We start from the raw sequence: 23081 nt of genomic DNA, 5'->3' as shown, positions 1-23081 counted from the left end.
TTGTCCTGAACTCCGAATAAGCATCACATACTAAATATTCTCATTGTTCATAAACGTTTTAAAACTGAGGTCAGGATTAACTTAAGTCTTATAGTCAGTTCTGTCTATTTCTTTACGTCCACTAAAGGCTTATTGCCAAAGTAACAATCAAAGGTGCCCAATGACCTATTATGACTGCGACGGTCACCGGTGGTGTTTTGATTGGGTAGCGCAGGTAAAACCAGCTGTCTTAGTATCAGTGATGCACAAAAATGGGCGTTTATTTGTCCTATACTCAAAACCATTTTATACCTTTGCAACGTTTGATTATGTGTCGCAAAATAAGAATTCGCAATTTGCCTTGCAAATAAAACAAGCGGCTAAATTTAGCCGGTAAGATTTGCATATAAAGCACAGCATCAGCGGGAATTACTATAGACAGGTCTTCAATTAACTTTAGGCATGGTTTTTGCTTGAAATATAGGCGGCATTGATATAGGCATATACTAAATAAAAGTGAGCAGTCAACTGAGTACTCAAAATAATCAATCTAAAATAAGTGTTCTTTGTTGTGCATTAATTAGTCCGAACAAAAAAGGTTCTTACGAAGACTATTTGTGGCACATGTGCCAAGAAGCCAAAAAGCGCAACTGGCACTATGTCATTTGCATTATCGATCCAATTCAAGACGAACTGCACCAACGACTACTCGACGAAGGTTGTGAAGTGCTTAAAATGACCAAAAAACAAGCCGATGCCCCATGGCATTTGGTTAACCTGTTACGAACGAATAAGTTTGATATTTTACATACCCACTTTGCTGGTCCCACAGATTTTGTGCTGTTACTGTGTAGATGCTTTTGGAAGGGTAAAATTGTGTTCACCGATCATAGCTCTGGCGATCTAATCGAACAAGCCCCAGGCAATTTCATCAAAAGCGCCTTCCGCAACACCAAGCGTTCAGGTTTTAGTTATTGCGTTGACTTATATCTACCTGTTTCAGAATTTGTTAAAAGACGTATTATTGGCAATATCCCTGTCGCTGGCAAAAAAGTCAAACTGTTATACAACGGTATCGACACCGATCGCTTTCATCCTGCGGCCAACTATGAAGATAAAGTCCGAATTAAAACTGGCTTGCTCGGGGTAAACGACGACCGTCCCATAGTGATTTATGTTGGCCAATTAATAGAAGAAAAAGGCATTCGAATGTGCATGAAGGTAATGTACAAAATGTTAAGCGAACAAATTAAATGTCATTTTGTGATCATCGGTGATGGCCCAGCCCGTGCAGATGTTGAACAATACTGCGCCGACACGCCATTTAAAGATTATGTCCATTATGTTGGCCGCCGCTCTGACGTTAACGAAATTTTGCGTATTACCGAAGTGCTGTTAATGCCATCACTTTGGACAGAAGCCTTTGGTTATATCGCCGCTGAAGCCAGCGCTTCAGGTGTACCAGTTATTGCCAATAACATTGGTGGTATTCCTGAGGTTATCCGCCACGACCATTCAGGTTTATTAGTCACTCCTGGTAACCAAGACAAACTCGAACAAGCGCTGCGTACTTTATTGCAAGACGACAAGAAACGCCGACAAATGGGTATTAATGGCCGTCAATACGCATTGGAAAATTTTTCTCTAAATACCATGGTCAGTAAAACTTTTGATCACTATCAAGACTTGTTCTCAAAATCATCTTTTAACTGTAGCGAGTCTGACAAATCAGGGAAATTGATTCAACACGGAGCGACTCGTCAATGAGTTTAAAGAACAAACTCAAGAACAGCGATAATCCTATAGCACAAAAACTATTTCGTATTGGCAAGGCGATTATGTATTTTAATGGCCCCAATATGCTTTGGTTATATCGGGTGGTGTGGCATATACACCAAAATATAAAAACCATTTGGCATGAACTGGTACGGATATTTTATTACACCCCAATGTTTAAGAGCCAACTCAAGCAAATCCCCAAGCAATTGCTGCTGTATGGTGGTATGCCAATGATCATGGGTAAGCTAGATATTGAAATTGACGAAGACAGTCGCATCTCGGGTGCGACGACATTTTCAGGTCGTTCAGCGGCCAAAACCACTCCATTGCTTAAAATTGGCAAAAACTGTGATATCGGTTGGCAAACTGGTATTTCGGTGGGCAGCCGGGTGATCATCGGTGACAACGTCCGTTTGGCAGGTCGCAGTACCTTGGCCGGTTACCCCGGACATCCACTCGACGCCAAACGCCGCGCCGCCGGTGAGCCAGAAGACGACCATCAGGTGGGCGACATTATTTTAGAAAATGATGTGTGGTTAGCCACCGGTGTGAATGTTATGTCTGGAGTGCGTATCGGTAAAGGCACCGTGGTCGCCAGTGGCAGTGTAGTAACCAAAGATTTACCCCCTAATGTATTGGCTGGTGGTATCCCTGCCAAGGTGATCAGACAATTAAGGGAGGACGACAGTGAACGTTAAACAGCTTAAACAGGAACTCGACGAAAAAGGCATTGTGCTACTCGAAAATCAATTGCCAGCCGAAGTGCTCAGTCAAATGCAACAAACCTTTGAGCGTCAATTGGCTCACCCCCAGTTTAATACTTGGAGCGGTTACCAACAAAATGAAAAATGGCGCTTATTGATTGAAGACTTGCTCACTCTGTCGCCAGCATTTTTATATCCGGTATTAAACGACGATTTAATGTCGGTATTTCGAGAATATATTGGTGATGGCTTTCAAATGACCGAAGCTCGTGGCTGGGAAACCATTAAGACTAATCGTAATTTCCACGGTTATCATAACGATGGTTGGTATGACGTTGATAAATGCGCCGAGCCACCATCACAGCTTAAACTTGGAGTTTACCTAACTGATGTTGAGTCCGGTGAGTTTTGTTATGTCGAAAAGTCGCACAGCCAAAAGCTTAAGCCAGATCATTGGAATATGGAGCAGGTCGAAGCCATGGGAATGAAGGTTAATCATGTTATGGCCAAAGCGGGCAGCATGTTTATCTTTGATACATCGGGTATTCACCGTCAAAACTCTCCAGTGTTAGATCCGCGCAGAGCAATTTTGTATAACTTTCACGACCCATCAGCGCCTATTCAAGCGACTGACGTTGAATACGACCGTTATGCCCCACTGTTGCTTAACGCCGCGTTTTTAAAAGACTTAACCAAAGAGCAAGAGCGTATTTTAGGTTTTGGCGATCAACGTTATTTCAACGAAGGTCCAATACCACAGCAGCGTTACCCGCTGTTGCATAAAATGACCTCATCAGCACTGACCTTGCGCTTATTTAGCCAAGACTGCGGTCAGTTTGTACGGCGGGTTAAGACCAAGCTTATCGGTTAAGTTTAACTCAATTAGGTCGTCAGTTATTTTGGTTGTCGCTAAAGTCACTTTCATTCTTCATTAGTACACCGCTGGATTCACCTGTGCCTGTTGCTGACGCACCGCACGGTATTCTCAATCCATTTATCTTTGTAAAACTGGGGTCAGGGTCTGAGGTATCCCCACGAAATAAACGGTAAGTAATTTTAAAAGAGTTTGGAACATTCACGGTATTTGGTGATCAGATCAATCGCCAAACATCTCTAACCGGTAAATACCATGAATGCAATTGTTATTTTGAAGAAGTTCCTTACAACTGTCACGCCTAAAATGCATAAAGTTAGACGTGCGTCATTAACCAGCTGTGTGAGCAGTTTGCTAAATGGAGCCAAAGCCACTGTAACTGGTATAGGACGCGGCATATCATCTTCAGCATATGAAAAGCATCGCATCAAACAAGCCGACCGATTGTTATCTAATAAACATATTATTAACGAACAATTACCTATCTATCAAGCAATCTACACGCAATATGCGAATGCTTCGTTACGTCCTATTATTCTGATTGACTGGTCGGATTTAGATACACATAAAGGCTGCTTTTTGCTAAGGGCTTCAGTGGCTTTTAATGGTCGAGGAGTAGCTATTTATCAAGAAGTTCATGGTATGAACACGAAAGAGAAACGGTGTACACATAAGGCGTTCTTAGCAAAGTTAAATACAATTATCGATGACGATGTTAAACCGATAATTGTGACAGATGCAGGCTATAAAACGACCTGGTTTAGAGAAGTCATTGCTCTGGGGTGGGACTTTGCAGGAAGAGTCCGAAAGCCAATGATGTATGTTAATCAGAAAGAAGACTGGGAGCATACCTCTGAGCTATATAAACGAGCTACCAGTCAACCTATAGGGTTTACTAGCCATATTTGTCGCAGCCAACCTTTAGCATGCACCTTGGTGTTATTTAAAGGCAAAAACAAAGGGCGACATAGTTTAACGCGACACAACCTTACCCGACAATCTAAGTGTTCAAAGGACCATGCAAGAGGCGCTACAGACCCTTGGTTGATTGCTACTTCACTTCCTCGAACCAAGAGTTTAGGTAAAAAGATAGTCGCTATTTATCGGCTGCGCATGCAAATTGAAGAAGAGTTTAGAGATATCAAAAGTAGCTTATTTGGGTTGGGGTTTGAACATCATAAAAGCCGATGTGTACACCGCATTGCAGTACTTATCCTCATCGCCACACTTGCCAGTATTCTAGCTAACATTATAGGTTTGGCCATGTTCATGGGCGGTTTGCACCGTCGTTATCAAGCAAACACAGTTAAGGTTAGACGAGTATTATCGTTTCACTATTTAGGATTGCGGGGCTTCGTAGATAAGCGTTTCAAATTGCTCTGCGAGCAATTTGAAACAGCGGTATTAAATCTCAGAACTATGATTGCAGGCAATTCTAATGATTGAATATTCGTGGGGATCCCTCAGGGTCAGGGTTAACTTAAGTCTTATAGTCAGTTCTGTCTATTTCTTTACGTCCGCTAAGGGCATATAGCCAAAGTAACAATCAAAGGTGCCCAATGACCAATTATGGCTGTGAGATCAAACGGTCAATGCAACGCTCAGCTCTTTTAAATTACTGCCCACGGTCAGGGTTTTTGCAAGATTGAAACGTATGGACATTTCGACAAAAAAACATGTGCTAGATCGCTGATTGAGTTCATCGGTATCACTTGCTAGCGGTTGTTTAACGACAAATATTACCTGATATCTAATTTGAGCAATATCAATTTTAACTTCTCTTAAAATCTCGCAGATTGGCGAGAAAACTATTATTTACATTGCCTATGCAATCTTTAATTCCACTGCTTTAAATTCAGAACACATCAATATCTTTAAGGTTTTTTGAATAGTTTTAATGATCAAATGACTTGACCCATTTGCAGTCTTTGTTCAACAATGACTGGGAAATTGTTAGTAACAGAAACCATCAATGCGACGCTTACCAAGTAGGGTTTCATTGATTGTCCTTTCTGTTTTGTTAATATCTAATGACTATAAAAAACGACAGGGAAAATAATGCAAATAATAAAACAAACCCTACTATCTGTAGCCGTTTTGGCTGCTTGCGTTGCTTGCGCGCCGGCAAACAAGCTTGATACAGCTACCAGCGCTGTGACCTTAACGGCTGCAGACGCAAATGAATTTTTAGAGCAATATGCCAGTGAAATGGAAAAGATAGAAACACCTGCAGCTCATGCTTCATGGGCTTATGCAACCTACATCAATTTCGATACTGGCAAAGTCAACGCATATTTTAACGAGCAAACATCGGTTTTGAGCGCTCGGTATGCCGTTGCAGCAGCCAAATTTAATGATATAGAAGTAGGCGCGGATACTAGACGTCAATTAGAGCTCTTAAAAGCCTCGCTTGAAATAGCACCACCTGCAGATCCTGCAAAAGCCGAACGACTGGCTGCCATTGGTTCCCAAATGACCAGCATTTATGGAGCGGGTGAGTATTGTAGAGAAGATGGGACTTGTTTGTCTTTAGTGCAAATGAGCGCTGAAATGGCAACAAGTCGTGATCCTGAATTACTGCAAGAATATTGGCAAGGGTGGCGCGAAATTTCAAAGCCCATGAAAGACGTTTATGCGGAGCAAGTGCTGATTGCGAATGAAGGTGCTAAAGAGCTAGGTTTTGTAAATACTTCTGAACTATGGCGCGCTAAATATGACATGCCCGCCGCTGAATTCCCAAAAGAATTGGACCGACTTTGGGGCCAGGTAAAACCTTTTTATGCAGCCTTGCAATGCCATGTACGAGCTGAGTTATCTGAGCATTATGGTGAAGAGACTGTGCCGTTAGACCAGCCTATACCGGCACATCTTTTAGGAAATATGTGGGCACAAAGCTGGGGTAATATTTACGACATTGTGAAACCAGAACAAGAAATGAATGTCCCTGATGTGACAAAAGCAATGGCTGACCAAGGCTATGATGAAATTAGAATGGTCAAAGAAGCGGAAGCGTTTTTCTCATCCTTAGGTTTTACATCATTGCCCGAAACGTTCTGGGAACGTTCAATGTTTCAAAAGCCACCCGGCCGCGATGTGCAATGTCACGCATCTGCCTGGAACATAGACAGTAAAGAAGATTTGCGTATTAAGATGTGTATTCAAATTACCGGTGAAGAATTTAACGTTATTCACCACGAGTTAGGTCATAATTATTATCAACGGGCATATAAAGACCTCCCCATTCTTTATCGTGGCTCTGCCAATAGCGGTTTCCACGAAGCGATTGGTGACACTATTGCTTTGTCGATGACTCCTACGTATTTAAAAGGACTCGGATTAATCGATGACATTCCTGACGCGTCAAACGACATAGGTATGTTATTAAAAGTAGCGCTTGATAAAATTGCGTTTATTCCTTTTGGCTTAATGGTTGATCAATGGCGCTGGCAGGTTTTAGCAGGGGACATCACGCCAGATAAATACAACGAATTGTGGTGGGAACTGCGTGAAACCTATCAGGGTGTAGCTGCACCTGTGAGCAGAGATGCTGATGCTTTTGATCCCGGTGCTAAATATCATGTACCGGCCAACGTGTCTTACACACGCTATTTTTTAGCACATATCCTACAATTCCAATTTCATAAAGCATTGTGCGATATTGCTGGCAGTGAAGAGCCATTGCATCGCTGTTCAATTGTGGGCAGTAAAGAGGCCGGAACAGCCTTAAATGACATGCTTGAAATGGGTAAGAGTCAGCCTTGGCAAGAGGCTATGCAAACAATGACGGGTGGCCGAGATATGGATGCATCCACTATTGAGGCGTATTTTGCCCCTCTGAAAGTGTGGTTAGATGAGCAAAACGCTGACCGTCAGTGTGGGTGGTAAGCTGTTCATAGCCAGATACAAAAATTAAATTGCTGATTATTTGCAGCTAACCATACTCATTAATGCTACCTCATCTCGATGAGATAGCATTAAACCTCACCTTGAGGATATAAATAGTTCTCAGCAGCACTGTTTATATCCACCTCATCATATTTCTAAGAAAATATAAATATCCCCCTATCTTAAGTAATATTAATAAGTTCATAGCTTTATGATAGACTAATTGCCCCACTTACCGATGATCGGTGCGTGGTGTTTGATTAATCACGTGACCGGTTTTACGTCAGTAACATGTAGATGACCCGAACATCATTTTTGCAATGTTTAAAGGGTTTATTTACCGACACTGTTCATTTTAGTATCGTTCGGGTAACGTTTTCAATAAGCTAATGCCACGGTATTCGCTTGTAAAAACCTAGTTTTAGTTCAATCAATTATACTTAGCTGGGGTTCATCGCTACAAACTTCAGTGCCACGCCGTTATTGCACCAGCGTTGACCGGTGGGTTTAGGACCATCATTGAACACATGGCCCTGATGTCCACCACAGCGGATACAATGATACTCGGTGCGTGGCCAAATCATTTTATAATCTTTTTTGGTCGCTAAATGCCCAGGGATATGGGTAGTAAAACTGGGCCATCCTGTGCCGCTTTCAAACTTCATCGCTGACGTAAATAACGGCAAATCACAACCTTCACAGGCATATATGCCCTTACCATGCTGTTCATTTAAGATGGAAGATCCAGGGCGCTCCGTTTGTTCTTCTCGAAGCACTCTAAAAGCAGCCGAACTAAGTCGCTGTTGCCATTCTTGTTTACTCAGTTTCAGAGGTGTCAACACTAAGCTGCCACTGTAGCTTTTAGGTAGAAACTTGCGCCATTGTTGCTCTATTGCGAGTGCAGTTCTACTTTTTTTAAATGCGGGCTCACTAAAAGCCGAAAACATGGTGCTGCCTAATCCCAGGCTTGCGGTCACTGCAATAGTTGACGTGATAAATTTTCTGCGGTTCATAAGATGCCTCTTTTTATAAATTATGTATAACTAGACCGTCAATTACGGTATTTATTTCTAGATAAGAGTAAAAATAAAAGAGACCGCGTCTATTTTAAGATAGTTATGCTTTGGATGTGTTTTCATCCGTGGCTTCGTTATCTATGTCATAAACTACGCCACTCATGACCAATAAAGCATGAAGTTAATGATTACTTATAGCGCTCAACTTCGGATTCGTGAAACAGGATTAAAGTATCCCCGTTGCGTTCATTATCAGCCGAATGCCTAAGCCTGCGGTGATAATCACCACAATACCTCCCAGCGTATTGCCTAACCATTTATTGACATATTGACCTAATTGTTTCTTCTGGTTCATTACCACCAGTAAAAATATTGCAATAATAGGCAACAATAATCCATTAGAAAATTGCGCGGCTAAAATAATGCTAATGGGTTTGATATCCGTTAAAGCCAATCCTGCACCACTTAAAATCACACTAAGGGCAATCAGCTTGAAGATTCGTGATGAAGTGCCGCCTTTGATCCCTAATATTTCCGTCATGGCATAGGCGGTCGCTAAAGGCGCGGTGATTGAACTGCTTAGACCCGCTGCAAAGAAACCTACGCCTAACATGGTTTTTGCAAATGAACCGAACAGTGGTTCTAGTTGGGTTGCCATGTCTCCCGCCCCAGATATATTTAACCCGCTACCAAAAATGCTGGCAGCGGCCGTGGAGGCTATCAATATGGTAATTACCCCACCTAACCCAATCGTGGTGGCGGTGTCTGCTCTAGCGTGATTTAAATCGTTAACCGATGACCACTTGGCTTTTACCGCCGATGCGTGCAAAAAAAGGTTGTAGGGTACGACTGTTGTGCCAATCAGTGCGATCACGGTTAATAGGCTACCGTCTGGGATTTTGGGTGAGCTGAGCCCATTAAAAATAGCACCTAGGTCTGGTCCTACTGAGATAAAAGTACCTATGAAGGCGAGTGCCATAAGTGCCACTAACATCAGTAATATACGTTCAATGTGTTTATATGATCCGCGCCACAATAAAATACCGGCTAAAAGTGAAATAAGTAATACAGAGATACGATAAACAGATTGGCTCTGGTCTGTTAATGCTTCAATTCCTAATGCCGCACCTGATAAGTTACCCGCTTCGTATGCAGCATTTCCCAGATACAAGGCCACCATAATTAAGCCAAACAACGGCCATTTCCAGATAGACTGACTCAGCATAATACGTAATGTTTCGCCTAGACCTTGTTGAGTGACTAAGCCTAACCGAGCTGACATTTCTTGCAAAACAATAGTGGCAACAGTAGCAAAAAGTAAAGCCCATAGCAGAGTGTAGCCATAATTTGCGCCAGCTAAGGTGCAAGCAGTAACGGTGCCTGGACCAATAAAGGCAGCCGCGATTAAGGCACCTGGGCCGATGTTTTTAATACGTTTTAACATAGGTTTTCACTGACTCTGAGATACTGGGTTACATCATTCATTAGCTTTTCCAAACCCGCCTCCTGTGGGTGATTGAATAGAGATACTGTCTCCGTCTGCCACTGTCGTAAAGTCACATCCGGCGAGTTCTTGTTGCTCACCGTTGGCTTTAGTTAACCAATTACGCCCAATCCTTCCGGCTTCACCGCCTCTTAGGCCATAGGGCGGGGAGATTCGATGTCCTGACAAAATAGAGCATTGCATGTCTTCTAAAAAAGTAATCGTGCGCGTAATACCATCACCGGCATGCCATTTGCCTTTACCACCTGAATCACGATCAATAACAAATTCCTTGAGCATCACTGGATATCGCTGCTCTAAAATTTCGGGGTCGGTCATACGTGTGTTCGTCATATGGGTATGCACTGCGGCTACACCATTAAAACCATTGCCTTGAGCGTCGACTCCCGCTGGGCTGCCAGAACAGATGGTTTCGTAATACTGATAACGTTGATTTCCAAAGGTGAGGTTATTCATAGTGCCTTGACTTGAACCCAACATACCTAAGGCAGCAAATAAAGCATTGGTCACTGCTTGGCTGGTTTCAACATTACCCGCTACCACTGCAGCAGGGAATCGCGGATTAAGCAACGAGCCCTGGGGCACAATAATGTCCAGTGCTTGCATACAGCCAGCGTTAAGGGGGACATCATCGTTCACTAAACATCTAAACACATACATCACAGCGGCTTGGGTAATAGCTTTGGGTGCATTCAGATTGTTGTTTTGTTGTGCGCTGGTGCCAGTAAAATCAATACATGCCCGCAAATTAATCTTATCAATGCTAATTTTGACCTTTATGGTTGAACTGGATTCTAGCGGATAGCTAAACTCTCCATCTTCTAATCTAGCTAGCACTTTTTGCACTGATGTTTTTGCGCTGTCTTGGATATGTTGCATGTAGGCATACACGGTTTTAAGTCCGTGTTGGTCGACTAGTTTTAGTAGTTCATTCACACCTGTTTTATTGGCCGCCGTTTGCGCCATTAAATCAGCCATGTTTTGTGCGACATTTCTTGCAGGATAATCACCTGAAGAAAATAAGTTTTCGATATTAGCGGTTTGAAATTGCCCTTGTTCAACCAGTTTCACACTGTCGAGTAGGATGCCTTCTTGATGAATGTCAGTCGCTAAAGAAGACATGGAGCCCGGTGCAATACCGCCTACGTCTTCATGATGGGCGCGGCTGGCCACATAAAATAAAATGTGAGTATTAGCCGCGTCAAATACAGGGGTAATAACCGTAATGTCGGGGAGATGGGAGCCACCGTTATATGGGTTGTTTTGTACAAACACATCACCTGAATTAATAGATTGTGTACCATGGATAATCACTTTAACACTGGCATCCATCGAGCCTAAGTGCACTGGCACATGTGGAGCGTTAGCAATTAAGTTGCCAGTGGCGTCAAAAATGGCGCAGGAAAAGTCCAATCGTTCTTTCACATTGACCGACTGAGAGGTATTACGTAACACTATGCCCATTTGCTGGGCGATACTCATAAAAGCACTGTTAAATAATTCTAAGGTGACAGGATCTGCCTTGGTTTGGGCGCTTTCTTCTATAATCTGATCTGAACGTAAGGCTGTTTTAAGTGGTTCAAAGTGAAGCACCAAATGCCCATTGACATTCACTTTTGCTCGCCAGTTATTTTCAACAATGATGGTGCCGGTTGGTTCAACTATTATCGCTGGGCCTAATACTTCATGGCCAAATGTCAGCGATGATAAGTGTATGACCTGCGCTTCTAACCATTGACCCTGAGTATAAATTTGTCTAACACTGTGTATTTTGATTGATAAGTCTTTGGCCAGTGAGTGTGTGGCTTCTACCACTTTTTCAGCGCCGCCATAGGATGCAACAATTAAGGTATCAATCACTATGGGTTTGTCGGCACCGGAGGCGGTCCCACTGAAACCAAACTGTTGTTCATGTTGGCGGATAAAGTTTTTTTTCCATCGCCGAATATGAGTCTAATGGAATGTGTAAACTGGTATCGGTATTTAAGTATTTGATCAACGCGGTACTTTGATGATGAATTTGGCTGTTACTTAAACCTTGGCTGGTTAAGTCTTCAATATTGGCTTGTTTAAGATTTTCAATAGCAACTTGCATTGCCGAGGCATCACCGCTTTGAATCAGTGGGCACGCGACTTTTTGACGTTCTACTTTTATATCGGCCAAACCCATACCGTAAGCTGACAAAATACCCGAGTAACTGTGTAAAAATACAGTTTTTATACCGAGTTTTTCAGCCACTAAACAAGCATGTTGCCCACCTGCGCCGCCAAAACAATTCAGCACATATTTAGACACGTCGTAACCCCGCGCGATGGATATCTTTTTAATGGCTTGTGCCATGTGTTCAATCGCTATGGCTAGAAAACCTTCGGCAACATCTTCAGCACTTCGTCCATCACCAATATTATGCGCAATGTCAGTAAAAGCTTTTACGGAGCTCGTTTTATCTAGAGGTAGGTTTTGCTCTGGACCAAATATACTGGGGAAAAAATCAGCCTGAATTTTGCCTAAACATAAATTAATATCAGTTACCGCCAGTTCACCATTACGCCGATAACAAACAGGACCCGGCATAGCGCCAGCAGATTCAGGACCCACCCGAAAACGCCCATCTAGGTAACGTAAAATTGATCCTCCACCGGCCGCCACGGTATGAATGTGCAGCATAGGCACACGCATACGTACCCCAGCAACTTTGGTTTCGTAGGCTTTTTCAAATTCGCCTGCATAGTGCGACACATCAGTTGAGGTGCCGCCCATATCAAAACCAATGATCTTATCAAAACCGGCTAGTTTGGCGGTGTGTACAGCACCGACTATGCCGCCAGCGGGGCCAGATAATATGGCATCTCGGCCACGAAATGTGTCAGCGTTAGTCAGGCCGCCAGATGATTGCATAAATAACAATTGGGCGGGGGTGTGTTGGTTTAAACCTTGGCTAATATTTTGTATATATTGCAATAATATGGGGGTGAGATAAGCATCGACTAAGGTGGTTTCACCTCTGGAAATGAGCTTTTGCAAAGGGCTGACTTCATGGCTAGCTGAAATTTGGCTAAAACCAATTTTCTTAGCTAATTGCATCAATTGTTTTTCGTGTTGGGTGTGTTGATAGCCATGCATTAAGACTATAGCAATGGCTGTTAGACCTTGGCTGTAAGCTGTTTCCAATGCCTTTTTACTGAGTTCAATATCTAGGGCTTGCACAACTTCACCTTTAGCTGTGACTCGTTCGTTTATCTCGATGACCTGAGTGTAGAGAATATCGGGCTTTTCAATTTTTAAGGCAAACGTATCGGGTCGCGCTTGATAGCCAATTTCAAGTGCATCCTTAAAGCCCTGAGTGATAGCCAATAAAACTGAGTCACCCTTGCGTTCTAACAAGGCATTAGTCGCTACTGTGGTGCCCATTTTAATTTTGTCTATAAGACCATCAGGTACAGGATCAGATGGATGAATATCTAAAATGGATTTAATGCCGTAAACGGCAGCATCGGCATAGGCTTCTGTGTTTTCAGATAAATACTTTCTGCACATTAGTGTGCCATCGGGATGCCTTGCAACGATATCGGTGAAAGTGCCGCCGCGATCAATCCAGAATTGCCAGTTTTTGTAGGATATATGTGAGTCTTGATTCATCAGATATGTAGTTGAGTGCCTTCATTATGATTATGCCAGACCCTATGCTTTAATCTATCAACTTATACTGATTATTATTTTAAAAGGGGGAAGGTTAGTTATGATTATTATTACCGGTGATTTGCTAATAAAAGGTGGCCATATGCTGCAAGCCATACAAGCGTCGCAAAAGCATGTTGCTCACTCACGCACTGAGCCTGGCTGCATCAGTCATGCCGTGTACCAAGATCCTGAGAATGCTTTACGTTTGTTTTTTTATGAACAATGGGCAGATCAGGCTGCCATTGACGCTCATTTTGTTTTACCTAGTTCTCAGGCTTTTGTTGCAGAAGTGAGAACACTAGTGTCAGCACCACCAAATTTGCATATTTTTAGCGCTGAAAAAATTAAATAAACATGCATCTAAACTTTTATAAGCCAAGAGCTCTTCGTAGATAGTTGGGGCAGTAACAAATTGAGCAAAAACGAACAATATGCGGTGTATCACGTCACTTGCACCTTTCCTGATTGTTCTCAATTTCATATTGTTGATCATTTTCACTCATGGGCTCATGATTAGCATTTTTTTGAACGATGATTTTTTAGATAAACTAGATAAACTAGATAGGCTGGAAATTGATTTAAGAGAAATAACATAAGTTAAAGTCACAATGCGTGTTTGGATTTAGTATCTGCGCGCTACCCAATGTTTATGCATTTTAATGGTCAGTATATTGTCTATCGTTGACTGTTTCGCATTCACACTCACTTTTATTCAAACGTGCATATGATATTGTGATATGAACTTATATACCAAACGTGGATAATTGTATGGCACAGTGGTTAGATGCAAAAGTGGTGAGTAGAACAGACTGGAATGATCATTTGTTTAGTTTACGTTTTTCTTGTGCTGACTTTCCTAAATTTAAGGCAGGGCAGTTCACTAAACTAGGGGTTGATCAAAATGGCAAAATACTCTCTCGCCCGTATTCACTCGTCAGTGGACCTGATGATAATGAGCTAGAGATTATTGCTGTCCCTGTTGAGCATGGTTTGTTGTCTCCCAAGCTCCACACATTAAAAATTGGTGACTCTTTAAAAATCATGTCACCCGCAACAGGCTTCTTGACCCTTGACGAAGTACCCAAAAGCCGAGATTTATGGTTAATGGCAACGGGTACCGGTGTGGGGCCTTTCTTATCTATGTTAGCCACAGAACAGGTTTGGCAGAGTTATGAAAATATAGTACTCGTCTATGGTGCACGTTATGAGCAGGACCTAGCCTATATACCACTGATTGAAAGCTGGTCTGAGCAATATGCGAGTAAGTTTCACTTTGTGCCAATCGTAAGCCGTGAACATAAGGCTGATAGATTACACGGGCGTATCCCCACATTACTGAAAACATTATCTATTCAACAACAAGTAGGCTTAAATATTCATGCCACTCACAGCCAAGTGATGTTATGTGGCAACCCAGCCATGATCGAAGAAGCCACGCAAACCTTGGGTGAATTGGGCTTATCTAAACACCTCAGGCGTTCGCCGGGGCAGATATCCTTGGAGCGTTATTGGTAGTTTAAGCCTTCTGCCTGACGGAAATATTGAGGGTGCTCACTTTATCAATAGCCAATTTACATTGTGTTGATAATGATGAACTTTGATGTATGTGGGGGCGGCTTTAAGTTTTGACTATCGCTGCTTTGTAGATGCTGTCCAGCGGTCGCGCGAAGAGTTCCATGACCATGGGTTCAAAGAATTCTATTGCCAATGTGTCATATTCCGGGTCAAAAGCCGGGCAGTCATATTTATCTATAAATTCCTCGGTAGCGGCAAAATATTTATGTGCTCGAAATTGTTCGCGCATGTCAGGGTCTAGTCCAATGTGATGGAAGAAATTTTTACCCTGAAAAATGCCGTGATGCTGCACAATCCAGTGCAACTTCTCTGAAACAAAAGGCTTGATAATGGCAGCAGCAATATCCGGATGATTATATGCCCCAAGGTATCACCAATATCATGGAGCAAAGCCATGACCACATAATCAGCTGCTCTACCGTCGCGGTATGCTCGAGTGGCAGTTTGCAAACAATGACTCAGTCGGTCGACTGGAAAACCGCCATAATCGCCTTTCAGTAGGCGTAAATGCTCAAGTACTCGCTGACCCCCGTTTGACGCAAATGGGGTCTGTTCTTTTATAATAATGGCCCAATCTTCAGCGGTACTTTGTGACATATCGCTAAAGGCGGCATGTTTACTGGTGGCTTTTTCCATGAGCTCTCTCCAAAAGTTTAAGCTTTGAATATTAACATTGCTATTCGTCAAATTCTTACACTTTTACTGAGGAGATTAGTTAAAATTGGGTGACCTGGAAATTGGTGCTAACAGCTCATACCATTGATCTTAAGTCTTAACTTTATATTCTTAAAAGTTTGGATATTAATCGCTACCTTTACCAAACCAATTCAACTTCTGATGCAAACTCACCACCGAGCCAACAATGATCAAAGCTGGTGGTTTGATGTTTGCTAATTCAGCTTTTTGCTGAATATTTTCTAGGGTGCCAATCACGACTTTTTGTTGTGAAGTAGTGGCAGATTGCACCATGGCGATCGGAGTAGTGGGTGCTAGTCCATGCTTTACGAGTTGCTCGCAGATAATGGGTAAACCAGTTAGTCCCATATAAAACACTATGGTTTGGTCTGGCTGTGCTAATCCTTGCCAGTTTAACTCGATACTATTGTCTTTTAAATGACCTGTGGCAAAGACAACTGATTTTGCGTGATCTCTATGGGTGAGGGGTATGCCTGCATAACTGGCTGCGCCGCTAGCAGCAGTAATACCGGGTACTACCTGAAAATCAATACCATGTTCTACTAAGGTTTCAAGCTCTTCACCGCCTCTACCAAAAATAAATGGGTCACCGCCTTTTAATCTCACTACGCGGTTACCTGCTAAGGCTTCTTTGGCCAAAAGCGAATTGATTTCATCTTGCGGAATGGTATGTTTACTTTTCGCTTTGCCTACATAAATTTTTTCGGCATCACGCCTTACCAGCTCAAGTATTTCCGGAGAGACTAAGCGATCATAAACCACCACATCTGCCTTTTGCATTAAACGTAAGGCTCTAAATGTTAATAAGTCTGGATCGCCGGGGCCAGCGCCTACTAGATACACTTCACCTATAGCTTTACTTGCATCGGGCGCGTTTAACTTTTCTAAAAACTTTTTTTCAGCGACTTTTTCGTTACCTTGTAATACGTTTTCAGCTATGTCTCCGTCTAATACGTCTTCCCAAAAATAGCGTCGTTCGGTCACAGATTTAAAACGTTTTTTCACAGACTCTCTGAATTTCTCAGAAAACAGTCCTAATAAACTGACTTTCTGGGGGATCACAGATTCGAGTTTTTGTCTTAGATATCTAAGTAATACTGGCGCTACGCCACCACTACTCATCGCTATAATGATAGGTGAGCGGTCAACAATAGATGGGGTAATAAATTGGCAAAGGGGGGTGTTGTCTACCACGTTGACTAATATTTTTTGTACACGTGCTTGATTGTGTATTTGTTCATTTAATTTGCTGTTGTCTGTGGCCACAAAGACCATTTGTTTATCGGTCAGGTCTGTCTCGCTATAAGGCCTTTCGAAAAGCTGGATCTTGTCTTCTTTGGCAAATCGATGGACTGTATCGCACACCCAAGGTGCTACGACTGTAATATGTGCAGAAGTTTTTAACAGTAATTCCACTTTACGTGCGGCTACCTCTCCAGCGCCCACAACCAAACAGGTTAAGTCTGTGGTATCTAAAAATATCGGGAAGTATTGCATGTGTTATTACTCGTTAGGTCTGAATGTTTAGTGTGCCCTTTCAGACTGGAAGTGAAAACCAATTAAAACAGAATTGATATTCCATTAGGTTATTAATAAGCAATTAAAATAATGTCAGGTGCATAAAAAAGGGGCAATAAAGCCCCTTTTTTATTATTTAAGCTTTGAGCTCAATCACGATTAGCCGGGTTACCACGCTTTTTGGGTGGTTGTTCTGACCATTCGCGCATACCTAAACTGCGGCCTGCAACACGCGTTTTTTGCAAGGTGTCGTGAGTTGCTTTGGGCATATCTTTAGGTAAATCTACAGTGCTGAAATTATCATAAATTTCGATAGAACCAATATTTTTACTACTGATATTAGCTTCGTTAGCAATCGCGCCTACTATATTGCCAGGTTTGGCACCATGAGTATGACCTACTTCAATACGATAGCGCTGCATCCCTTCACTGGGTGGACCAGATTTGCGTTCGCGTTTTACACGTTCACCACCGCCACGTTCAGGACGAGCGCCGCGATCTCTTGGTGCACGGTCATTTCTGTCGCTGCGATCATTTCTTGGAGGAGCTGCATTTAAATCGGGACGATCACTGTCTCTAAGAATTAGGGGTTCATCACCTTGAGCGATTTTAGCCAATGCCGCCATGATCACTTCAGGTGCAGCTTCAGTCTCTGCTTGAATTGACTCGACGATAGGAATAAGTGTCTCAATTGATGCATCACTTATCGCTTCGATGACACTGCTTTTAAAACGAGATAAGCGTGTTTCGTTTAATTGTGAAATGGATGGGATAGTCATCGCATCGATTGTCTGTCTTGTGGCACGTTCAATAGAAAACAGCATACGTTTTTCACGATGTGAGATAAACAATATTGCATCACCTTCACGACCAGCACGACCAGTACGGCCGATGCGGTGAACATATGATTCTGTATCGTAAGGAACGTCAAAGTTGATGACATGACTAACACGTTCAACATCAAGGCCACGGGCGACGACATCTGTGGCAACTAAAATATCGATTTTGCCTTTCTTCAAACGGTCAACAGTTCGTTCACGTGAGTTTTGTGGAATATCGCCGTTAAGTGGTTCAACCGCATAACCTCGAGCAGAAAGCTTTTCAGCTAACTCCATGGTGGCTGTTTTGGTACGAACAAAAATAATGACGCCATCGAAGCTTTCGACTTCTAAAATACGAGTCAAGGCTTCTAATTTATGGTGACCAGCTACTTGGCAGTAACGTTGACGGATCGTGCTGGCTGTAGCCACCTTTGATTCGATTTTGACTGACTTAGGATCATTTAAATAACGCTTAGTTATTTTGCGAATGGGGTCAGGCATTGTCGCAGAGAAAAGAGCTGTTTGGCGCTCTGCAGGTGCATGACCTAATATCCAAGTTACATCGTCGATGAAACCCATACGCAACATTTCATCAGCTTCGTCTAGTACCAAAAATTTCAGTTTGTCGAGCTTAAGTGTGCCTTTTTTGATGTGGTCAATCACACGGCCAGGTGTGCCTACAACAACTTGTGTGCCACGTCTAAGTTGGCGAATTTGGTTATCGTAAGATGAACCACCGTAAATAGGCAATACGTTAATTTTCTTGGAGAAACCAGCATACACTTGGAAGGCTTCTGCTACTTGAATAGCAAGTTCACGAGTTGGAGCTAATACCAATAGTTGTGTGTTTTTATCGTCAGGATCAATATTCGCTAACATGGGTAAAGCGAAAGCAGCGGTTTTACCGGTACCTGTTTGTGCTGTACCTAAAAGGTCATGGCCTTGTAAAATAAGTGGAATACATTCTGCTTGAATAGGTGTTGGTTTTTCATAGCCGACTTTATCTAATGCTTGCAGCAGTTCTTCGGGTAGGTTTAAATCTCTAAATGTTATTTCAGATGTGGTGGTTGTCATCAATTTTCCCAGGGTACAGGCAGGCACAGCGTTATTTGAATCGGTAATACAATTTCTAAAATCAGTAAAACAATTATTTAAGGCGAAGCCGGCACGGTTTCAAAGTAGAAATTATATTCGATATCCAACATTTACTCCATGTAATGCTATGTTTAATTGCATTATTATTAAAAATGCCATTTTTCGATGCTAATCTTTGTACTTTATTGTAACCAATGCGTCTAATTTGTTATCTATTTGTTTATTTATTAACATAAAAAGATTGTCTTATTCATTTTAAAAAACTTTTTATTAAATTAAATTTAAAATTTACACACCTTATCCAGCAAGCTATCAAAAATGATAACTATTTCCGATTGAGAAAAAAAAGATTTAATTTCAATTTGTTTATGTGATGGTGGTTTATATGCTTATCAACCTGGTGCATTCAAAACGTCTTCTCAGCTGATAGTAGTTGCCTTACATTTTGTAATATTTCAAATTTTTTTGGAATAAAAGGACAGTTACGTACCTTTTGATCTGAGTTGTTACACCTTAACTGGTACACATTTGACAATTTTAATTTCAGATTGATTATAATATCGCCGATGCCTTAGCTGAATTAGAGTGATTTTGTATTGATGTTTCTAATGACGGTCAATACACTAATTACTCATAAGCGCGGCAAAAGAAGATCTTGATGCTCAGTGGGAGGGAGTATTTGATTTTTTAAAATCTATTGTCAGAGTGGGTGTTAATCTGCAAATATACCGTGAACGCTGATCGCATAACGTAAAATATGTCTAAATTATTTATACAAGGAATAATCAATATGGAAGTTTTGAATTCAACATTTTTAAAATATACATTGAATTTTGTTGCATTATGCATTTTATCTGGTTGCAGTAAACAAACTAGCGATGAATATATTCAAGAAGCTAACCAATATGTTGCAGAAAATAATCCTGACGCTGCTATTGTAGCACTAAAAATTGCGGCGCAACTTGCGCCAAAGTCAGCCCAAGCTAGATTTGAACTTGGACTGTTTTATATTCAACAAAAACAGTTTGAAAGTGCTGAGAAAGAGCTTAATCGTGCGTTGGAATATGGATTTGAACCCTCAAAAGTATTACCACTATTAACCCAAGCTTACCAGCATACCGGCGCCTACTCAGCCATCAGTAAATTAGAGCATGAGCAAAAAGGATTAACCGCTGTCGAAAGAGCTGAAATAGGCTATTTCAAAGTGGTTGCATTAGCCCGATTAAATAAAATAGATGATGCCCGTGTATTGATTGAAGCATTGAAGGAAATTGATACAAGCTCAGTTTTCAAAGGTCTGACTGCAGCTTATATGCAGGTGTTAAATAAAGATTATGAAACCGCTGCCACAGCAGTATCTGAGTTGCGTGAACAAGCTCCGCAAAATGCTGAAGTACTGAAGTTATTAGCTCAGTTGAAATTATCCCTTGGTAAACCAGGCGAAGCCGCTGAAATATTTAAAGACTATGTCCAGTTTTATCCTGAAGATAAACAAACAACCTTTGTATTGGCAAAGTTGTTAGTAGATGTAGGCGAATTAACTGATGCTGAACCTTACATCGATGAGCTTCTTTTGATTAATGACCTAAACCCAATATTGAATCAATTAAAGTCTGCTACTTATGCGCACAAAGGTGATTATGAAAATGCTCTAGAACGAGCAGAAATAGCTATTACAGGGGGTATAGATACGCTATCTCTGCGCTTGGTCGCAGGGTATGCCAGCTATCAGATACAAGACTACACAAGTGCAAATCGTCATTTGTCATATATAGCTGGAATGTTGCCTGATAATCACCTTGGTATCAGGTTGCTTGCTGCAAGTCAACTTCAATTAGGACTCAGTTCAGAAGCAGGTGACGTGTTAGAGAGACTAGACCAATTGACAGACGAAGATGCCGCTTTATTTTCCAAGGCAAGTTATGAACTATTACGTGATGGTTTTGAAAAAGAAGCCAAAGTATTAATTGAAAAATCTACAGATATTAGCCGTACCGCTGAAGATTTAACCCGCTTAGGGTTATTACAACTTTCTCTTAACAACCTTGATGGCATCGTCAATTTAGAGGAAGCGGTGAGTAAGTCACCTGAGTTAGTGAGTGCACAAACTACTCTTGGAAAAGCATACTTGGTTACTAAGCAATATGGTAAAGCTTTGGAACTGGCAAGTAGCTGGAAAAAAAATAGTCCTAATGATCCAATCCCCTATTTGTTAGCTGGCGATGTGTATGCAAGACAACAGAAATTTACTGAAGCAAAATTAGAATTTGAAAAAGCAATAGCGAAAGACAGCAAAAGACCCTCAGCAAGATTAGCATTGGTTAATGTGGCAGTGGCACAAAAAGAAATGTCACAGGCTCTTCTTTTATTAGAACAACTACTGTTCGATTTTCCAAATAATATACCCACGTTAGCGACCTATTACTTGGTCAATAAACAAGTCAATAAACAATCATCAGGTATTGAAAAAATTCAATCCGCTTTTAACCTTGAGCCCTCAAACATTGCTATACGCTTACTTTTAGCGCGCATTCAGGTGGTTGAAAGTGATTACCAAGTTGCTATTGATTTGTTGACTGAAGTAAAAGATCAAAATGATTTACCAACTGCTTATTGGAAAATATTGGGACAAAGTTTCATTAAATCTAACCAACTGCGGCCCGCGACTTCGCACTATGATGCATGGCTTGCAATAGAACCAAATAATAAAGACGCTGTAGTAGGCAAATTATTATTACTCGACAGTCAGAATAAGTTTGCAGAGGCATCATTATTAACTCAAGGATATCTTAACAATCGTGACGATGTGCAGATGCAATTGTTGAAAGTCCACTTTTTACTTATGCAAGGGAATTATTCAGATGCCCAAAAGGCCTATGATGCATTGCCAGTAAATTTACTTGGGTTACCTTTAGCCAAAAGTTTTATGGCTCGCTTTCAGTTAAACAATAAACAACCGGAATTAGCATTGGAAAACGCTTTGGTTGCTTATAATGCTTCGCCAAATAATAGAAACCTAAGACTTCTGGTATTTACTTACGACTTATTAGAGCAGACTGACGAGAGTATGGAGTTGCTTAAAAAGCATGTTGAGAAACAATCTACAGATTTGGGCGCCAAGATGTTACTGGCAGAAAGGCAGATGGTAGGCGATGCAACAGCTGCAATGACGACTTATGAGGTGGCTTTGCAACAAAATCCAGATAATTACATTGCCAGTAATAACTTAGCATATTTGTATTTGCAAAAAGGTGATATTGATAAGGCTATGCCTTACGGGGAAAAAGCCGTTGCACTTAAACCAAATAATCCGGCTGCGTTAGATACCTTAGCGCAAATATATGTGGCGGAAAAAGACTATAAAGAGGCGTTAAATTTATATGATCGAGCGATAACCGATGCTATGCAAAATGAGGAAATTTATCTGAATTACGTTGAAGCGCTGTTATTGGCAGAAAATAAATTTTTAGCTAAACGCAAACTTGACCAGCGAGAATTGAAACAAAAGATATCTATTACTAGAGCAGCAAAACTAAGAGCTGACTTTGATATCGAATAGCGCACTTTATACCCCCATTTTTATTAAGAGACTAAGTTTATTTAGTTGAAGTTAAGATAATAATGATTATTAAAAGGTCACACACTGTGGCCTTTTTGATTGTAACCGGGTGTAAATAAAGCTCCCGTAAAGCTGATGGGGCTTGGACAAGATAACTGATTGTATCCCATGGGTATCAGCACAAGTATGGTACTGCTTTTTAGTGTGTCACATGATGCTCTTACAAAATGATATTGTTGCCTTGAGCTGCGTATATAACGAGTTATATACGCAGCTCAAGGCTTATTAGATATCTTACTTATTGGACAAAAATTTTGTTTATGAGAAAAGTAGAGTGGTATTTAACAATCTAACTGCTTGCAGGCAAGCCAATAAAGTAATACAAACTTCAGTC

General features: G+C 41.4%; 17 protein-coding genes. 8 read left to right on the top strand and 9 right to left on the bottom strand.

All coding sequences use genetic code 11. The features are described 5' to 3' along the window. Positions 1-104: 104 nt before the first annotated feature. Positions 105-284: a hypothetical protein gene (locus tag Q0Y52_RS02870; protein ID WP_297817728.1), complete on the bottom strand. Its 180-nt coding sequence runs from the start codon at positions 282-284 to the stop codon at positions 105-107. Between the two features lie 211 nt (positions 285-495). Here Q0Y52_RS02870 and Q0Y52_RS02865 point away from each other — a divergent pair, with 211 nt between their 5' ends. The 5 genes from Q0Y52_RS02865 (at position 496) to Q0Y52_RS02845 (ending at position 7221) form a co-directional block, all read left to right on the top strand. Then, positions 496-1746 carry a glycosyltransferase family 4 protein gene (locus tag Q0Y52_RS02865; RefSeq protein WP_297817725.1) on the top strand — a complete coding sequence of 417 codons (1251 nt, stop codon included), beginning with the start codon at positions 496-498 and terminating at the stop codon, positions 1744-1746. Next, positions 1743-2456, top strand: coding sequence for an acyltransferase (locus Q0Y52_RS02860; RefSeq protein ID WP_297817722.1), 714 nt, complete (start codon positions 1743-1745; stop codon positions 2454-2456). The genes Q0Y52_RS02865 and Q0Y52_RS02860 overlap by 4 nt, the downstream gene beginning before the upstream one ends. After that, the gene (locus tag Q0Y52_RS02855; protein ID WP_297817719.1) at positions 2446-3333 is read left to right on the top strand and encodes a phytanoyl-CoA dioxygenase family protein; all 888 of its coding nucleotides are present in this window, start codon (positions 2446-2448) and stop codon (positions 3331-3333) included. The genes Q0Y52_RS02860 and Q0Y52_RS02855 overlap by 11 nt, the downstream gene beginning before the upstream one ends. Positions 3334-3591: 258 nt before the next feature. Then, positions 3592-4782, top strand: coding sequence for an IS4 family transposase (locus Q0Y52_RS02850; protein ID WP_297817716.1), 1191 nt, complete (start codon positions 3592-3594; stop codon positions 4780-4782). 612 nt (positions 4783-5394) lie between these two features. Continuing rightward, on the top strand, positions 5395-7221 hold the full coding sequence (locus tag Q0Y52_RS02845) for a M2 family metallopeptidase (protein ID WP_297817714.1): 1827 nt from the start codon (positions 5395-5397) through the stop codon (positions 7219-7221). Positions 7222-7661: 440 nt separating this feature from the next. On the opposite strand, the gene msrB is transcribed toward Q0Y52_RS02845, so the two are convergent. The 4 genes from msrB to Q0Y52_RS02825 form a co-directional block, all read right to left on the bottom strand. Further along, positions 7662-8234, bottom strand: a complete 573-nt coding sequence (msrB, locus tag Q0Y52_RS02840; protein ID WP_297817711.1) for a peptide-methionine (R)-S-oxide reductase MsrB — start codon at positions 8232-8234, stop codon at positions 7662-7664. Between the two features lie 229 nt (positions 8235-8463). Then, positions 8464-9681 (bottom strand): Nramp family divalent metal transporter, encoded by a 1218-nt coding sequence (locus tag Q0Y52_RS02835; RefSeq protein WP_297817708.1) that lies wholly within the window; start codon positions 9679-9681, stop codon positions 8464-8466. Between the two features lie 33 nt (positions 9682-9714). Continuing rightward, entirely contained in the window at positions 9715-11601 is a 1887-nt protein-coding gene (locus tag Q0Y52_RS02830; protein ID WP_297817705.1) for a hydantoinase B/oxoprolinase family protein, read from the bottom strand. Positions 11602-11650: 49 nt separating this feature from the next. Beyond that, the gene (locus Q0Y52_RS02825; protein ID WP_297817702.1) at positions 11651-13381 is read right to left on the bottom strand and encodes a hydantoinase/oxoprolinase family protein; all 1731 of its coding nucleotides are present in this window, start codon (positions 13379-13381) and stop codon (positions 11651-11653) included. 100 nt (positions 13382-13481) lie between these two features. Between Q0Y52_RS02825 and Q0Y52_RS02820 the strand changes: the two genes are divergently transcribed. After that, positions 13482-13775: a putative quinol monooxygenase gene (locus Q0Y52_RS02820; protein WP_297817699.1), complete on the top strand. Its 294-nt coding sequence runs from the start codon at positions 13482-13484 to the stop codon at positions 13773-13775. A 416-nt stretch (positions 13776-14191) separates the two neighbouring features. Further along, the gene (locus Q0Y52_RS02815; protein ID WP_297817696.1) at positions 14192-14938 is read left to right on the top strand and encodes a ferredoxin--NADP reductase; all 747 of its coding nucleotides are present in this window, start codon (positions 14192-14194) and stop codon (positions 14936-14938) included. 103 nt (positions 14939-15041) lie between these two features. Here Q0Y52_RS02815 and Q0Y52_RS02810 read toward each other — a convergent pair whose 3' ends face one another. The 4 genes from Q0Y52_RS02810 to Q0Y52_RS02795 form a co-directional block, all read right to left on the bottom strand. Continuing rightward, complete coding sequence (locus Q0Y52_RS02810) at positions 15042-15227, bottom strand: hypothetical protein (protein ID WP_297817693.1); 186 nt, start codon at positions 15225-15227, stop codon at positions 15042-15044. Positions 15228-15235: 8 nt separating this feature from the next. Next, a complete protein-coding gene (locus Q0Y52_RS02805; RefSeq protein ID WP_297817690.1) occupies positions 15236-15634 on the bottom strand; it encodes a hypothetical protein in 399 nt (132 codons plus the stop codon). A 165-nt stretch (positions 15635-15799) separates the two neighbouring features. Next, a complete protein-coding gene (cysG, locus tag Q0Y52_RS02800; protein ID WP_297817687.1) occupies positions 15800-17191 on the bottom strand; it encodes a siroheme synthase CysG in 1392 nt (463 codons plus the stop codon). A gap of 170 nt (positions 17192-17361) precedes the next feature. Continuing rightward, entirely contained in the window at positions 17362-19107 is a 1746-nt protein-coding gene (locus Q0Y52_RS02795) for a DEAD/DEAH box helicase (RefSeq protein ID WP_297817684.1), read from the bottom strand. An 811-nt stretch (positions 19108-19918) separates the two neighbouring features. Here Q0Y52_RS02795 and prsT point away from each other — a divergent pair. Then, on the top strand, positions 19919-22687 hold the full coding sequence (prsT, locus tag Q0Y52_RS02790) for an XrtA/PEP-CTERM system TPR-repeat protein PrsT (RefSeq protein WP_297817681.1): 2769 nt from the start codon (positions 19919-19921) through the stop codon (positions 22685-22687). Positions 22688-23081: the final 394 nt, after the last annotated feature.

The sequence above is a fragment of the uncultured Paraglaciecola sp. genome (genome assembly GCF_943787955.1).
Lineage (GTDB): Bacteria > Pseudomonadota > Gammaproteobacteria > Enterobacterales > Alteromonadaceae > Paraglaciecola.
This window is presented reverse-complemented; position numbering and strand designations above follow the sequence as displayed.

Coding starts and splice junctions, on each gene's coding strand:
- Q0Y52_RS02870 (WP_297817728.1), bottom strand. CDS start 284: ATGGTTTTGAGTATAGGACAAATAAACGCCCATTTTTGTGCATCACTG.
- Q0Y52_RS02860 (WP_297817722.1), top strand. CDS start 1,743: ATGAGTTTAAAGAACAAACTCAAGAACAGCGATAATCCTATAGCACAA.
- Q0Y52_RS02850 (WP_297817716.1), top strand. CDS start 3,592: ATGAATGCAATTGTTATTTTGAAGAAGTTCCTTACAACTGTCACGCCT.
- Q0Y52_RS02845 (WP_297817714.1), top strand. CDS start 5,395: ATGCAAATAATAAAACAAACCCTACTATCTGTAGCCGTTTTGGCTGCT.
- msrB (WP_297817711.1), bottom strand. CDS start 8,234: ATGAACCGCAGAAAATTTATCACGTCAACTATTGCAGTGACCGCAAGC.
- Q0Y52_RS02835 (WP_297817708.1), bottom strand. CDS start 9,681: ATGTTAAAACGTATTAAAAACATCGGCCCAGGTGCCTTAATCGCGGCT.
- Q0Y52_RS02825 (WP_297817702.1), bottom strand. CDS start 13,381: ATGAATCAAGACTCACATATATCCTACAAAAACTGGCAATTCTGGATT.
- Q0Y52_RS02820 (WP_297817699.1), top strand. CDS start 13,482: ATGATTATTATTACCGGTGATTTGCTAATAAAAGGTGGCCATATGCTG.
- Q0Y52_RS02815 (WP_297817696.1), top strand. CDS start 14,192: ATGGCACAGTGGTTAGATGCAAAAGTGGTGAGTAGAACAGACTGGAAT.
- Q0Y52_RS02810 (WP_297817693.1), bottom strand. CDS start 15,227: ATGCGCGAACAATTTCGAGCACATAAATATTTTGCCGCTACCGAGGAA.
- Q0Y52_RS02805 (WP_297817690.1), bottom strand. CDS start 15,634: ATGGAAAAAGCCACCAGTAAACATGCCGCCTTTAGCGATATGTCACAA.
- cysG (WP_297817687.1), bottom strand. CDS start 17,191: ATGCAATACTTCCCGATATTTTTAGATACCACAGACTTAACCTGTTTG.
- Q0Y52_RS02795 (WP_297817684.1), bottom strand. CDS start 19,107: ATGACAACCACCACATCTGAAATAACATTTAGAGATTTAAACCTACCC.
- prsT (WP_297817681.1), top strand. CDS start 19,919: ATGGAAGTTTTGAATTCAACATTTTTAAAATATACATTGAATTTTGTT.